Source organism: Neptuniibacter sp. QD57_21 (genome assembly GCF_047778075.1).
Taxonomy (GTDB): Bacteria; Pseudomonadota; Gammaproteobacteria; order Pseudomonadales; family Balneatricaceae; genus Neptuniibacter.
Window position 1 is genome coordinate 1,607,252 of the sequence record NZ_CP180549.1, and the last position, 15,680, is coordinate 1,622,931.

The 15,680-nt window shown below is 41.5% G+C and carries 11 protein-coding genes; 6 read left to right on the plus strand and 5 right to left on the minus strand.

Annotated elements, in window-relative coordinates; translation table 11 throughout:
* Window position 1: 1 nt before the first annotated feature.
* Window positions 2–739 (plus strand): hypothetical protein, encoded by a 738-nt coding sequence (locus ACMXYS_RS07140; RefSeq protein ID WP_415898067.1) that lies wholly within the window; start codon window positions 2–4, stop codon window positions 737–739.
* An 86-nt stretch (window positions 740–825) separates the two neighbouring features.
* Here the strand turns inward: ACMXYS_RS07140 and ACMXYS_RS07145 are convergent, their stop codons facing one another.
* The 4 genes from ACMXYS_RS07145 to ACMXYS_RS07160 are packed head-to-tail and all read right to left on the minus strand — an operon-like array spanning window position 826 to window position 8,575.
* On the minus strand, window positions 826–1,695 hold the full coding sequence (locus tag ACMXYS_RS07145; RefSeq protein WP_415898068.1) for a GIY-YIG nuclease family protein: 870 nt from the start codon (window positions 1,693–1,695) through the stop codon (window positions 826–828).
* A gap of 39 nt (window positions 1,696–1,734) precedes the next feature.
* Entirely contained in the window at window positions 1,735–5,070 is a 3,336-nt protein-coding gene (locus ACMXYS_RS07150; RefSeq protein WP_415898069.1) for a type I restriction endonuclease subunit R, read from the minus strand.
* Window positions 5,071–5,090: 20 nt separating this feature from the next.
* Window positions 5,091–6,482 carry a restriction endonuclease subunit S gene (locus ACMXYS_RS07155; RefSeq protein WP_415898070.1) on the minus strand — a complete coding sequence of 464 codons (1,392 nt, stop codon included), beginning with the start codon at window positions 6,480–6,482 and terminating at the stop codon, window positions 5,091–5,093.
* Window positions 6,482–8,575: a type I restriction-modification system subunit M gene (locus tag ACMXYS_RS07160; protein ID WP_415898071.1), complete on the minus strand. Its 2,094-nt coding sequence runs from the start codon at window positions 8,573–8,575 to the stop codon at window positions 6,482–6,484. Before ACMXYS_RS07160 ends, ACMXYS_RS07155 begins: the two co-directional genes overlap by 1 nt.
* A 268-nt stretch (window positions 8,576–8,843) precedes the next feature.
* Between ACMXYS_RS07160 and ACMXYS_RS07165 the strand changes: the two genes are divergently transcribed.
* On the plus strand, window positions 8,844–12,077 hold the full coding sequence (locus ACMXYS_RS07165; RefSeq protein WP_415898072.1) for an SNF2-related protein: 3,234 nt from the start codon (window positions 8,844–8,846) through the stop codon (window positions 12,075–12,077).
* 80 nt (window positions 12,078–12,157) lie between these two features.
* Here ACMXYS_RS07165 and ACMXYS_RS07170 read toward each other — a convergent pair whose 3' ends face one another.
* Window positions 12,158–12,400, minus strand: a complete 243-nt coding sequence (locus tag ACMXYS_RS07170; RefSeq protein ID WP_415898073.1) for a DUF1127 domain-containing protein — start codon at window positions 12,398–12,400, stop codon at window positions 12,158–12,160.
* Window positions 12,401–12,505: 105 nt separating this feature from the next.
* Here ACMXYS_RS07170 and ACMXYS_RS07175 point away from each other — a divergent pair, with 105 nt between their 5' ends.
* The 4 genes from ACMXYS_RS07175 (at window position 12,506) to dnaQ (ending at window position 15,564) form a co-directional block, all read left to right on the plus strand.
* Window positions 12,506–13,438, plus strand: a complete 933-nt coding sequence (locus ACMXYS_RS07175) for a LysR family transcriptional regulator (RefSeq protein WP_415898074.1) — start codon at window positions 12,506–12,508, stop codon at window positions 13,436–13,438.
* A gap of 125 nt (window positions 13,439–13,563) precedes the next feature.
* Window positions 13,564–14,139, plus strand: a complete 576-nt coding sequence (locus ACMXYS_RS07180; protein WP_415898075.1) for a nucleotidyltransferase domain-containing protein — start codon at window positions 13,564–13,566, stop codon at window positions 14,137–14,139.
* Window positions 14,140–14,151: 12 nt separating this feature from the next.
* Complete coding sequence (locus ACMXYS_RS07185) at window positions 14,152–14,568, plus strand: hypothetical protein (protein ID WP_415884358.1); 417 nt, start codon at window positions 14,152–14,154, stop codon at window positions 14,566–14,568.
* A 258-nt stretch (window positions 14,569–14,826) separates the two neighbouring features.
* A complete protein-coding gene (gene dnaQ, locus ACMXYS_RS07190) occupies window positions 14,827–15,564 on the plus strand; it encodes a DNA polymerase III subunit epsilon (protein ID WP_415898076.1) in 738 nt (245 codons plus the stop codon).
* The last annotated feature ends 116 nt before the right edge of the window (window positions 15,565–15,680 follow it).

Below are 15,680 nucleotides of genomic sequence, written 5' to 3' on the forward strand. Positions count from 1 at the left end.
GATGGATGATAAGGTTCTTGCTGTAATAGTTGGTGCTTTGTTGGGTAGTGGTCTGAGCGCAATTGGCTTTTTATTAAAGAGCCGAAAAGAAACAAAAGTTAAGCTTAATGAGTCTCTATTTCACTTATTAGAAATATGGTCTGTTTTTGTCTTCGTCAAAGCAATTGGCTCGGATAGCTTTCATAAGAAACTCGTTAAATCAGTAAAGAATAACTTCCCCAATGAACGTTTGACTAAAAATGATGAACTCGAACTTAAAAAAGGGATGATTATGGCCTTGCCTGCTTTAACTGGAAGTGATCTAGGTGTTAGTTCAAGTCTAATGGAAAAATATTGTTCTTCTGTTGCTGAGCTTTCCAAAGTAGATCCAATCCTTGCTTTTGAGTTAAAGAGCAAAGAATATTTGGTCAACGCTATACAATCGATGGATAAAATTGTAGGTGAAGAAATGGACACTACATCTTCATATTATTTGCTGTTTAAGAACAATATGATCAAGGAGGTATTAAGTGATTTTGAATCAGACCTCAAGTCCCTTTCTGCAAAATCAGGATTCATTAAAGGTATAAAAACTCGATGCCGCATTAAGAGGATGAGTAGAAGGGTCAGTCGTATTAATGATGATCAACTTGATTCGTTAGTCATTAATTTATTTGGACCACTGATACAGGCCCACTATGATGAACTAGGTATTGATAATCCTAATGTGAAGAACATTAATGACGATCAAGTTGCTTAATATCTTGAGTTAATAGGCAATCCTAGTACGTTGGTTCCGAGTGGGTTGTAATAGTACAGAATTGAATTCTGTAATCAGCCCATCTTTCAGTCATTACCCTGCTCAATGCTCTTGAGAGTAGAGCCATCTGTTAATTTCCATTCCGTCATACCGTTTGCGTTTCTACCCATAATTACGGCTGCGGCAGCCGACGGGCTATTGAAGAGATAATCTTCTGTTAATACTAAGCAATTATTTTCGATACTGACCATGCCTGTCTCTATTAATTCAGAACGGAGCTTTGAAAAACCTTTAGTGAAAGAGGGAGCCGGATCTGTTGCTAATTTAGCTCCTGCAAGCACGGTGAACCCATCATTAGAACGCAATCCTTTTGCTTTCGCCCCTCGTGCTGCTTGAATCGAGAATATTTGAGCCGGTTGTTCTGGACTAAAAGTATCAACACGTAAGCTTTCAAATGGTTTGAATCCAATCGCACCAACAAGTAGTTTAACGTACTCAATAAACTCTTCCATTTCTGCCGAATCTGCTTCGGAGATTAATGAGCGCGTAGGTATTTTACTATTAATGAGTTTATAACGGCGAGCTTCACGAGCATCTTCGTACAATCGGGCTTCAAGGTATCTGATGTGTGCTTTATTTAAGTTTTCATCTTTGCTTATAAAGCCAACTGCTTCTGTCCAAAATTCTTTCTCTAAATGTTGCTTTAAACGTTCAAAGAGATTTTCTGTTTCACCTACATAAACTGCTGGCTTTTCCCCGGGCGTTTCAGGGTGACCAAATAAGAAGTAAACAGCAGTGGTTTTCAACTCATCTCTGTCTACACAGTCTTTAACCCTGCTACGTGGAATACGATATGCTTTGCCTGTCCAATTTGATAGTTCGCAGATAACGCGACCATTAGGGTCAGCGTCCAAAAGAAACATACGGATAGATTTAGCATAACGTGTGGAAGTCATCTTAATAATTCCTATTCCTTGGTATTTAGGAGGTGTAGGTTAAGCAACCCATTTCCTATTATTTGCTGCAAAATCGACGACTAATTCGTAAACCTTGTCACACTTATCTTTGAATTCTAATCGCCCATAACTTTCAGGAAGGTCATCGTTCAATACTTCCTCTATTGCGCTTCTTACTTGGCGTTGGGTTTGGCCATCTTTCCACCAATCTTGTACAAGCACTTTGGGATGCCCTTCAAGTAGCCTCAGAATTAAGTGCTTGGCTGCAAGTTTAACGTTCTGTTCTTCGGCTTTTGTGAGTTTATCTTTTTTCAATAAATCAAAGAGCTCAAGCTCATCTTCAGTGAGGCCTTCGCGGATGTGTCGTTCATCTTCATCCTTCATGCTTTCTGCAAATTTAGCTAGTTCATCATAATAATTTTCAGTGGATGAACCGCCAGCATTATACTGCTCTACGATCTGTTGCAGCTTTTCAGCAAAGTCTATTCGGCTGAAGTTTTGCTCCAGCATCTTACGCAGCTTATCTTCGATAAAGGCTTTGAGTTCAGCGATTTCTATATTTTTGTATGTGGCTTCTTGGAACTCTTCTTTAAGTTTCTCAAAATTGATTTTACTTAGATCCCAGGTTCTGCCTTTTTGCACAATCTCATAATTTGCTTGATGTTCTTTAACGGCAAATTTCTCAGCGTTATCAACGACAACACTTTCATCTAGCAGTTCTGATATCTTCTGGGTTAACTCGTCGATATCTGCTTGTTCGATATGTGCATCAACAACGCCCCGTAGATATTGAATAACTGCAATGAGAGGGCGGTGGCCTTGTTCGAATATTTCAGGTTTACAGGCTTCATAGAGTGAAGAAACGGTATTATCGTAAACGTAGAAAGTTTTACGCCAGTCGTCTGAGCTTAAAAGGGTATCCGCATACTCATTAAACAGGCCAATATTTTTAAAAGTGTTTTCATTATCGGCAATGGCGTTTAAATTAATATTTCTTTCCTGACACCAAGCATCTGCTTGATAAATAGCACTGTCCAATAGCTCAAAGAGTTCTGACTTTTGCTGTACCGATGGTGTTTCTCCATCTCGTTCTTCTGTGTCGTCCCCTTGGCCATAATCACGGAGTGCTTTTTTCATATTGCGGAAGACATTGTAATAATCGACGATTTCGCCGTTTTTCTTCTCAATGAAATCGCCGCTATAACCCATGATCTTATGCGATGCTACGCGGTTCGCCCTGGCGATGGTTTGCATCAATGTATGGTCTTTCATGGGCTTGTCTAGGTAGAGGGTCGAAACCGTTGGAGCATCGAAGCCTGTTAGCCACATTGCGCAAACGAATACGAGCTGAAGAGGGTGTTCAGGGGCTTTAAAGTTGTACTCTACATCGTGACCGTGTTTATCAAGCTGCTCTAGGCGTTTGATGTGGGGCTGTATATCTAAACCCGCTTTAACAAACTTCTCTTCATCAGCTTTTGGGTCACTGATGACTACTGCCATCTCAACAGAGCGCATGTAATCAACAATTTTCTTAAAGCGCGCTTTCTCGATGTCGTTGGTTGATTTTTTAATAAGGCCGCGAAGTCGTTTTATCTCTTCCTTCCAATGATGTTGTACCTTGTCGTACATTTTCACTGCAGTGAATTTATCTAACGAGATAACCATGCCCTTACCGAGGTAGCCACGGCGAGGGAAGTGGTAAACAATATCTTTGGCTATAGTATCTAAGCGATCATCACGAACGATCACTTGTATCTCTTTGGAGAATTTCTTCTCCAGTTTTTGTTGCTGCGCGTCGTCTAAGCCTTCATCTTCTAGGAGTTCATAAAACTCATCACTCAAGTCATCGTTCTGAATCAGAACCTCGGGCACTCGCTTCTCGTAATATAGTGGCACTGTCGCACCATCATCTGCAGCATCCTGAAAGGTATATTCAGATACATAACCACCAAACCACTCTTCGGTTTTACCAATAACGGAGCGGTCTTTGTATTTTTTCCCTAACAGAGGTGTACCTGAGAACGCTAGGAAGTGAGCACCCTTTAAACCTGCGCGCATATTCTCTGCTAAAGATTTGTATTGGGTACGGTGAGCCTCGTCGACTATGACAATGACTTCCCGTTTCTCTTTTACAGGGTCGAACAATTGCGGGTATTGTTTGCCTTTGTCATAGCGGAATTTTTGAATCAGCGTGAAAACGACTTTTTTGTTCTTTCCAAGATAATCTCGCAACTCTTCAGAATTGGCAGGCTGAGCTGCATCTTTCTCTTTGACCACGCCAGAGTGCAAAAAGTTACGATAAATTTGCCCATCTAAATCGGTGCGGTCGGTAACCACTACAAAGCTGAAATTACCTGTGACTTTACGGAAGATTTTGCGAACGTAAAACACCATTGAAAAGCTCTTACCAGAGCCTTGGGTGTGCCAAAAAATACCCAGCTTGCCGTCAAGGGCTTCGCGGTTCAAGAAACGAGCATAAGCTTGATTAACCCCAATAAACTGGTGGTTCTGGGCAATAATTTTATTGGTTTCTTTATGAAAAAGAACAAAGTTTTCGACATAGTCGAGAAGCTTGGTTGGAGCTAATAGGCCATTAATAACACGCTCGACACTGATACCATCCTCTTTAATTTTCTGGCGGTCAATTCTATCTTTGTCATCATCAACCCGTAGCCAATTAAAGAAGTGCTCCCACCCCGCTGTAATACTACCCACCTTGGTTTCAATTGCATTGGAAAGAACACAAAATGCATTGCAGTGGAACAGTTGCGGGATATCGTGTTTGTAGTTCGTCAGGTTATCGTCGAAGGCAGAGCGCAGTTTTACATTTGAGTTTTTCAGTTCGATAAAAACTAGCGGTAGTCCGTTAATATAAAGGATGACGTCAGGCCTACGATAACCAGCTTTAGGTGCTTGAACACCGGCTTTAATCCAGAGTTGGGTAACCGCTAAATAGCTGTTGGGGCTATCTTGAGGGGAGGCTTGGTTAAAGTCGATAAGACGAACGGTATCACTTTGTTTTCGACCATTATTGTCATCGAACTCTACAGGCACCCCTTCACGAATATAGTTATGTAGCTCATGGTTGGCTGCCGTAGGATTCATCGCCGCACGGCGATCTGTAATCAGACTGATTACCTGCTCATCAATGACTTTTTCTGGGATATCTGGGTTTATGGCAAGGCAAGCATCGCGTAAGCGATCGGCTAAGATAACATCGCGTTTATCCGTTCTACCTGAGCCATCATTCAGGTCTTCGGGCATTGCCGTAAAGCAGTCCTGTATGTCAAAACCATACAGGTGTTGTAGCTGCTGAACTAGTGACTGCTCAATATCATCTTCACTGATAAAGTTTTTAACTTTGCCTTTAACCATAATCGTCCCTGTTTACTGCTTTACGTTTCTTCCACCATACTTGGAGGGAACTGAATATCTAAGTCTTCTATGGATAGCTTGCCTGAAATTAGGCGGGGCAGTATTGCTGTTTTGGTCTTTTCAAGCTTCAAATTTTGCAATGCTAGTGCTTCTTGCTGTTTTATGAGGGGTTGGACCAAATTTTCAAATTTATCTTGAATATATCTGCAAGGTAAATTAATAGTTTGATAATTTAAAAAGCTTTCAAATTGATAATTACTGATACCTGTTGACTGAACCTGATATATCCCGACTAAATCACATGTATAGTAAAGCTTTAAAAAGTATTTCATGAAAAATGGGGAAACCTTTTCAGGATCGAACCGTATCTGTTTACAGAAACTTGCACAAATAACCCTATTGTTGAATAGCTCTAACAGTCCTTTGGTTACCATTAAATTTCGGCCAAGAAGCTGATCTTTACTACCACCTGAAACCTCAAATACGAAATCATTTTCTTCCAATTTTCGTGATTTAAAATTAGAGGTTTTATGGAATCTGAGAACTTTGCTTGAGTAATCTCCAATAGCTAATTTGGGAATGTCTGTGCCGCGAATCACATAAGCTTTTTCTGTAAACGTCGGACCTTCGTTATCTTCACCCCAGCCACCTCCAATATAGTAGGTAACTATCTCTCTAATACTTTTAGAGTTCCAAGCCTTCGGAATCCCTTTCTCAAACTCTACGGATTGATAACCGGGAAAACGAAAACGAACAAACCACTCCCGGTAAATTTCTTCAGCCATCTTTTCAAGTAACGCTATGTGCTGTTTGTTGTTTTCAATGAGGTCGTCGTAAGTGCTCAGGGTAGCGGAAATTTTATCTTGTAACTCTTTTGGTGGAAGGCATACCTTAATGCTTTTAAGTAGACCTAGGTTAATTCCTGGAACAGCAGAACCAATAGCAATATCGTTTATATGTCTAACCATTTGAGGTAATGAGAAATAGTAATAAAGAAATTTACTATTACACTGCTTCGAATTGGGTCTTAACTTTAATTGCTTGTTAGAAATTATATAGGTATCAAAAGGGCTAGTATCAGGAATTAGGCCCACCTGGCCCAGAGTACCCCAGCAGGTGAAAACTAAATCACCAGATTTAACCTGCTGACCAGGGAATTCGCGGGCTTTATCTTCACTAATAAATACAAAGTCTTTTGCAATAAACTTCTCTTTGCCAATCGATAAATTACCTCCACGTATCACAGGTACTCCTTCGTCGACGAAAAACTTTGAGCTAATATTCGAACCAAAAGGTCCTGCTGTACAAGAGTATTTTTCAGGCGATTTAAGACTATCAACGGTTTTTATTACCCAGCCCTTGGGAAGGTATTCATTGTAGAACATATGCTTGGGAGAGCTTGTGTTACCCATTATTCTCCCACCAACTGTAGAATGTTGTGTTGAATAGTGTCTTGGAGTTTTGTTCTTTGATTTTCTAATGATTGAAGTTGTTCGTTTAAGCTCATTAAATCAGAAACAAACTCTTCCTCTGTTTTACCATCTTCTTCAATTACCACGCCCACATATCTACCAGGGTTAAGTGAGTAGTCCTGTTCTTGGACTTCTTCTTTTGTGGCTAGCTTACATAGGCCGGTCACATCTTCATACTCTGCGTTTGGAAAACGCTCTTGTAGCCAGTGGATGTGCTTAAAGAAACTCTCAGCACCTTTAACTTCGTTATGAAGTTGTTCAAGTGCGTTTTTAAGCTGTTTGGTTTGCCTATCAGTTGTTGCGCGCTTACCAGCAGCTTTCGCTTCCTCTGCTTTGGCTTTTTCATGTTTGCGGACGGTTTTATCTAATTGCTTAAGTCCCTGGTGGAGCGCATCAAAGAAGGGGATAAACTGCTGTTGCAGGTTGTGTTGTGCGGTATTTATAGCATCAACCTGGCTTTTATCAGCAAATTGACCAGACACTTGAGCCGTGTAGGCATCATAACTACCTTGTAGTTCAGTTAACGCTTTCCATTGCTGCACCAACTCACCTACAGCGATCTTGCCGGTTTCGTCTTCGAGCACCTCAAGTAGTTGTTCACTCACAGGCTCAACTTGAGCTTTGTTTTCAACGAGGTGTTGCATACCTTTTGCAAAGTAACCATCGATAAGGTGAACAAATTCACGGCGTTTACCTTTATGCAATTTGCTAATTATTGCGAGGTTATTGATCTGCTCGGGACTGAATTCACGATGGGCACGGTCGATCTGAGTGAACACATTGCGGGCATCGATAAACAGAATACGGTCATCCTGTTTAGCTTTATCAAAAAACCAAAGCGTTGCAGGTAGCGTCACCGTGTAGAACATGTTTGATGGCAAAGTGAGCATGCCATAGATCAGATTGTTTTCGATCAGATTTTGACGGATTTCCGCTTCTGAATGGCGTGCATCGGATGCTGAGTTCGCCATCACCAAAGCGGCTCGGCCTGTATCTTTTAGTGATGTCGCAAATAGGTTGATCCAAAGATAGTTAGCGTTAGGAACGGTCTCTTTGCCTTCGTCTTTTTTCTTGGCTTTGGTTTTCTTTTTCGGAATACCAAATTCGTTAAAACGTTCATCTTCTTCAACATCAGCAACGGGTACGTCATCAACGTTAAACGGTGGGTTAGCCAAGACATAATCGAACTTTCCATACGCGTCGAATGGGTCTTCTTTATAGCTGTTGGCTTGTTTAATATCCCCGCGTAGGCCGTTAACAGCGATATTCATTTTTGCCAGCTTTACGGTATCTAAGGTTTTCTCCTGACCGTAGACGTAAAGTTTATTTTCATCATGATCTTCACCCAGTAGTTCTAGCTCTTCCTTGTGGTCTTCAATAAACTGCTGTGATTGCACGAACATACCTGCAGAACCACAAGCAGGATCATAAACTGTGCCTTTGTAGGGTTCGATAACTTCTACCATCAAACGAACTACCGATGTAGGGGTATAGAACACACCGCCGCCTTGACCTTCTGCCAGTGCGAATTTACCCAGGAAAAACTCGTAGATCTTACCCAGAATATCACCGGTGGTTTCCCGCGGAATATTTGAGAAGCTCTTTAGAAGTTGAGCGGGTAGTGTGTTATCGGTACGGGTAAGGGCAAAGTATTCCTCTTTCGGTAAAACACCTTCAAGTGATTCTTTGTATTCCTCGATCCCTTCCATCGCTTTTTTAATCGCTTTGGCGATATCTTCCTCTTCAGGAAGGTTAAGTAGATAGTCATAACGTGAGTGCTCAGGCAGGTAGAAGCCACATTTTTCTATAGCAATATCTGACAGCTTCTTTTCACGACGCGTGCCTTTAAGCTCTGCATATTCAGCGGCAATGGCATCTTCTACTTTGCTGTAGTTGTTATCAGCAAATTTGAGGAAGATAAGACCTAGCACAGGTGTGGCGTATTCAGTTGATTTTAGGTCACTGTTAGCACGTAAATTATCCGCGGCTGACCACAGGTCTTTCTCTAGGTTTTTAAGCTGTTCAGAATTCATTTGGCTATCAGTACTCAATTATTTTCTGATATGTATGGAGGCCTATTTGGGTTACAAAGCATCGTGATAAGGGGAAAGCGAAAATATACTTCAATGTTAAAAGCAGATGGGGATCGCAAGTATTCCTTAACTCGGTATGGGGCTCCATTTTTGATAACAAAATCATATTGTAAAAAAGCCTATTCAACAATCAGTTAATAGGTTTTCTGGTAAGGCTTTTAGCTTTGTGAGATAAAAAATACTTAATGTTGCGTGAGCAGGGAAAGCTATGAGTGAGAAGTCGTTATTTTTTGAAGAACCAGATAATCGAGAAAGACATATAGGTGGAGAACTTTCCGTTTTACGGATGCCATATAATTATCAAAAAACTACAGTGAAAGGAGTTTTGGATGGTTTTTTACTTGCCTCTCGTCGTCCCTATATCGTCACCGGATATACCTCATTAAAGAAACTTGTCCAGTTTCTATCGCGGATTACTGATCAAGCTAAGGTGCAATTGTTGTTGGGTAACGAGCCAAGCCCATCAAGCCCCCATGCGTATAAAGTGCGTAAGCAGAGCTTTCCTCATGAAGTTGAAGAATATTGGTTAGAACAAGGATTTTCATTACGACAAAGTCTAGAACTGGTCACAGCACTTGAGCGTTTTGAAAATGAGCAAATTGAGGCTCAGTACTTAGATATTCCTGGGCGCATGTTACATGCAAAGATCTACATCGCTGAAGATAACGCAATGATTGGATCGTCTAATTTTTCCGCCAATGGTTTAGAAAAGAACTTAGAAGGTAACGTTTGTTTTAAGAGAACAGAAAATGAAGAAGAGGCTAAGCGTTATGACGAAATTAAGTTTTTTGCAGATTGGCTATGGGAGCATGATGAAGCTCAAGACTATACGGATGAATTAAGTCAGCTACTTGGAAAGCTATTACGTACCGTTACTTGGAAGGAGTCATTAGCCAGAGCTTGTGCTGAAATTCTAGAAGGGCGCTGGGCAGATGAGTATTTAGAATCAACATTACCTATAGGCAATACAAAAATATGGCCAAGCCAGCGTAAAGGCGTTGCTCAAGCGCTTTGTATTCTTGATCAGCTGGGTAGCGTTTTGCTTGCTGATGCAACTGGTTCAGGGAAAACCCGTTTGGGTTCTTTGTTACTACGTGCTATGCATGATCGGGTATGGCAAAAAGGTCGGGCAAGAACGAGTTCTTTCACCACACTTGTTTGCCCTCCTGGAGTTAAAGACAACTGGGAACTAGAAACAGCTAGACAAGGTTTGCAGATAACGCCTTTTTCTCAAGGTGTGTTGAGTAATCCTAAATCAGGCAACAAATCTGAAATATTGGAAAATAATCTGAAATTAGCACAAATTCTATGTGTGGATGAGGCCCATAATTTTCTGAACGAAAAATCTAACAGAACTAAGTTTTTGCTCAGAAATATGGCGGACCACGTTATTTTGCAAACGGCGACCCCTATCAATAAAGGGGCGAGTGATCTGCTTTCGTTAATCAATATTCTAGGCGCTGATAATTTTGATTCGGGCAGTATTAAAGGTTTTAACCGTTATCTTTCGCGAAAGAACAAAGATCCTGTACTTAGGGATGAACACTTAAAGAAATTACGCAAAGAGATAGGTCGATTTAGTATTCGTAGAACTAAGGCTGACTTCAATGAAATGATTTTAAAGCAGCCAGAACTCTATTGCGATGAGCATAACAGAGCATGTCATTACCCCACTCACAACGCACTTTCTTATGAAACCGGTGAAAGTGAAAGTGCGATCCATATAGCCAGGGAGATTAGAGCTCTTGCTGCAAAGTTGCAGGGGGTAGCTTACATAAATAAACAGATTTCGCCTAACAAAGAACTACTAGAAAATTATTCCGCTAGTGAGCTGGTTAAGTGGCGAATTTCAATGGCCAGAGCTGCTTCTGCTTATCATGTGATGTCGCACCTTAGGTCATCAAAGGCTGCTGTTCTGAAGCATCTTGAGGGCTCTGAAGGTAAAGGTAATCAGTCTAAAGGCATAATACATAAATTGCAGGAACTTGCTGGGCAGGCACCCAAGTGTAGTTTTGATGATATTGATGAAATACCCGATTGGATCATGTCCGATGAAGCGCACCTATTGGCGTCTAAAACTGATTTAGATATTTATAAAGAAATTGTGCATTTGGTTGGAATGATGGATTCCAGCCGAGAGGAGACAAAGGCACAGAAATTAGTCGATCTTATTCATAAAGATGGTCATCAAATCGTATTAGCTTTTGATCGGCACCCTGCGACACTTTTTGATTTGGCAGAGAGAATAGAAGCCATTGATCAATCTATTGAAGTGCTAATTGGAACAGGCAGCACAGATAATAAGCGATTATTAGAAGAACGCCTGAAGCCTACTCCTCATTCAGATAATCAAAAATTAGTTGTTCTGTGTTCAGATGCTATGTCTGAAGGCTTGAATTTCCAGCAGTCCTCAACCGTTGTGAATTTAGATATGCCTTCTGTTGTTAGGTTACTGGAGCAGCGTGTAGGTCGTATTGACCGGATGGATAGTATCCATGATGAAATTGATGTGTATTGGCCTTCGGATTCAGCAGAATTTTCATTGAGGTCTGATGACAAACTTATTGAACGACATGGCACCGTGGATGCGTTACTTGGTTCTAACGTACCATTACCCGAAGCCTTTTCTGGCAAGGATGCTTCGGTTGTTGACTACAAGGGTATAATCTCTGAACACGAAGAAAGGGCTGATACTTGGGATGGTTTAGAAGATGCTTTTATGCCAATAAAGAGGTTGATTGGAAAACAGGGTTTAGTCAATCAGGATCAATATGATCAAATTGCTCTCCATACTCAGGATATAAAAGTAAGACTTACAGTTTTAGATGGTTTTCAATCATGGGCTTTTTTCTGCATTAAAGGTGGAAAGTATAGTGCCCCTAAGTGGGTATTTATTGAAGAAGGGCAAACTTCAATAGAAACAGATTTCGAGGTGATTTCTGCTAAGCTATTTGAACGATTACAGGATGTGCCAGAAAAACAGTCAGCACGTATTGATCAAAGGACGCAGGAGCAATTAGACCGATATCTTGATCAGGTAGCTTCACTAGAAAGGTTATTACTGCCTAGGCGTAAGCAGGTAGCTTTAGAGCAGATGCATACAGTCTTAGGTGCCTATCAACGCTTGTTAGAATTTAAAAGTACTGAAAGTGAGTTTATTTGTGATTGGCTAAAGATATTGGAAGGGGACTCTAATCGAATGCAGTCCGTGGATTGGAATAGTATTGCGGAGCAATGGTTAGAGCTCATTAGGCCTTATTGGTATGAGGAATTGAGCCGAAACAAAACCAAACGTGCTGTACGACTGAAAGATATAGAAAAAACACTTATAGCCTCGCCTATTCCAATAGAGAGCATTCGACTGAAATTTAGCGAACTTCTGAGCGCGCCTTCAATTGAAGACCGTGTAGTCGCTTGTATAATTTCTCATGTAAGTGTTTAAATAGACAGTAGTTCTTAATCACGTGTTAAAGCCTTAAACCTCTTTAGATTCCGATTAACAGTGCTACTGCTTAAGCCACATTAAAGCTTTAGATAATACCCAATCCAAAAAGGCTTAGTCGCTTCTTTGTGAGCTTGTTCGCGGTTTAATCCTATATCCTTCAATTGCTCATCACTTAACTCAATCAACGCTTTTCGGGTGCGATAGTTCTGCTGCCACTGATTGAGAATACACGCCAATTTACGCAAATTTATTGCCGGAAGAGGATAACTATTTCTAATCTCTTTTGATGGCTGGTAGTTTTCGCATACTTGAATGCTCATCTGTGTATCCTCAGTTTATGCTTAATTTGTAGGTATTATTGGTCTTGGGTTGCTATAGTGACAAACGATATAAATTTCTATTCAGTTAACTAAAACTTAAGTGATATGGATCGTTTACCTCCTCTTAAAGCGTTGCGCGTATTTTTGGTGGCTGCTGAGCACGGCAGTTTTAAAGTAGCGGCTGAAAAGTTGTTTGTGACGCAGGCTGCGGTAAGTCAGCAGATACGTTTGCTGGAAGAATACTTTGCCAAGCCTCTGTTTATTCGTCTGAATCGAGAGGTTCGTTTATCTCCTGCTGGTGCTGCTTTGTTGCCTTATATCCAACAGGCGTTCAAGGCAATTGAGGAGGGGAGTCGTGCGCTTTCGGTCGATCCTTCACCTAATCAGCTTAAGATCACTTCACTACCTTCATTTGCTGCGCGGTGGTTGATCCCTAGGCTGGGTTCATTTCAGCAGGCCTATCCAGAGTTCAATTGCTTAGTATCTACTTCCTGTGATCTACATGATTTCTCGGATGATAGTCAGGATCTGGCGATTCGTTTTGCTGAAGGCGGGAATACACAGTTGATGGAGAAAATTCTGACCGAGGATTATATCGTTTCGGTCTGCCATCCTGACCTTTTGCAGACAAAGGATGGAGCTGATCTGAACCTTGGCAACTTGCCCTTGTTGATTGATGACTCACCCGAACTTAAACAGGTTAATGCTGGATTTATTCGAGAGATGGGGGGGAATAATCAGGTGGTTCTGCAACTGCTAGATTCCAGTCTTCAGGTGGATGCTGCATTGAATGGTCAGGGGGTTGCCCCGATTCGTTATAGCCTAGTGTACGAGTATATTGAACGCGGCCATTTAGTATGCCCGCTTAAGTGCTATTGGAATTCGCCTTATGCCAACTATCTGGTTGCGCCTGAAGCTAATTTTGATCGCCCGAAAGTGATGGCTTTTACCGATTGGATTATGGAAGAGGTTAGAGCCGTTGAAGCGCATTGGCAGGTGTTTAAGGATACTTACAATTTTTCACTGATAGGTGACTAAGGTAAACGTGTTTATTCTCCCTCTAAAGTTTCATACTGGGGTATCGGAAAACGTCCATTTAGTTCTCGACGATTCCCAAATTAGGAACTATAGTTCCCATATTAGGACTTTTTGGGTTGTTTTTGATGTTAGCTTCGACGATTGGAACTGCGCTGTTTACTAAGGCGCAACAGAATGTATTAGGTTTGCTATACGGTAACCCTGAGAAAAGCTTTTATCTCAATGAGATTGCTAGAAAAACGGCAATGGGTAAAGGTGCACTCACGCGTGAGTTAGCAAAGCTAACAGAGGCGGGAATACTCACTGTTACCAAGTTAGGTAATCAGAACCATTATCAAGCAAATAGCAGTTGCCCGATTTATGGTGAATTGAAGCAGATTGTTATTAAAACCTTTGGTATTAAAGGTGTGCTTCAGCAAGGGATATCTGGTCTTTTAGAGAACGTCGAACAAGCCTTTATCTATGGTTCTGTCGCTAAAGGTGAAGAGCATGCCGAGAGCGATATTGATTTAATGCTGGTGGGTAATGGTTTAAGTTATAGCGAGGTAATGGAAGGATTGGAGCCTCTTGAAGAGCAATTGAACCGCCAGATAAATCCAACCATTTATACACCAGAAGAGTTTTCTCAACGCTTAGGTGAGGGACAAAACTTTGTTTCTAAGGTTATGTCACAATCTAGGATCGATCTACTGCAAGGATAGCAGGGGAGTTCTATGAAGGAACTGGATAATTTAGTCAAAATTAACAAGCTCAATTTCGAACCGCCAGATAAAAAGGAATTTGAAGGCATGGTTCGCGCAGGTAAAACCAAACTTAATGATGCTCAAATCGAAGGCCTAAGTGAAGATAGCCAGTTCTCATTAGCTTATAGTGCAGCGCACGCATTCGCCTTAGCTGCTTTAAGATGGCATGGCTACAGATCCGATAGCCGTTACTTAGTTTTTCAGTGCTTGGGCCATACTTTAGGGCTAAGCAAGGCAAAATGGCGGGTTTTAGATAAATGCCATAACACACGAAACCTTGCAGAGTACGAAGGACATCTTGAGATCAATCCACAGCTGCTTTCCGAGTTAATTAGTATTACTAAGGAGCTTGAAGTTCTCTTGGCGAATTTGCCAGCATTAGAATAAGAGTTGTTTCTCACACGCAAAGTCCCAAAATGGGACTTTTGGTTCCATTTTGGGGACTTTTGCTATTAGTAACTCCTATGAAACAAGCCCAAGTGCTGTTGCTATACCTCACTAGATTCTGAAGTGAGGATCTAATGAATATGATAGAAACTTTGTGTGGTTATTTAGGATCTGTCAGATATAGCGAGATCACCTGTTTACAGAAAAATACTCTGCTATACTCGCGCCATTGTAGTTAGTGATTAAGAGGCCTTATTTATGTCGAATCGTCTGGTGATTCTGGATACTGAAACCACAGGTATGAACCAGGAAAGTGGTCCGCATTTCCAAGGGCATCGGATTATTGAGATAGGCTGTGTTGAGGTAATCAACCGTAAGCTGACCGGCAAAACCTTTCACGTCTACATCAACCCAGAGATGCCTATTGACCCTGAGGCGATCGCGGTCCACGGTATCACGGATGAGCAGGTTAAAGACTGCCCGAAATTTGCTGAAATCGCTCAGGAGTTTGCCGAGTTTCTCGACGGCTCAGAGATGATTGCACACAACGCACCCTTCGACGTCGGGTTCATGGATCATGAATTCGGTATGTTGGGTTCGGGTTGGAAGACGACAGAAGAGCTCTGTAAAGTCACCGACTCCCTCAAAATCGCTAAAGATAAATTCCCGGGTCAGAAGAACAACCTCGATGCCTTATGTCGCCGCTTAGGTATTGATAACTCCCATCGTGAGTTACACGGCGCCTTGTTGGATGCCGAGATTCTTGCTGATGTTTACCTGTTGATGACAGGTGGCCAAACTTCTTTGTCGTTGTCGGATGATGAGGCGGGTGGTGATGCAGGGCAAATCAGAAGACATGCAGATGCACTGCAAGGCTTACCTTTAGTTACGTTGTCTGATGAAGAGCTAGCCGAGCACGAAGCATTTCTAAATATGCTTGATAAGAAAGCTGGTGGAAGCTGCACTTGGCGTCAGGATTTAGTTGAGGCGGAATAAGGAAGCCTTCGCCTCTAGTTGCCTCCACTACTTTTTAAACAATATGTTAGCTATGGTTTTTCAAGACCCTGATAGGTAAAGTGGGCAGAAATCGTGTTACTTACACGATTTAGATA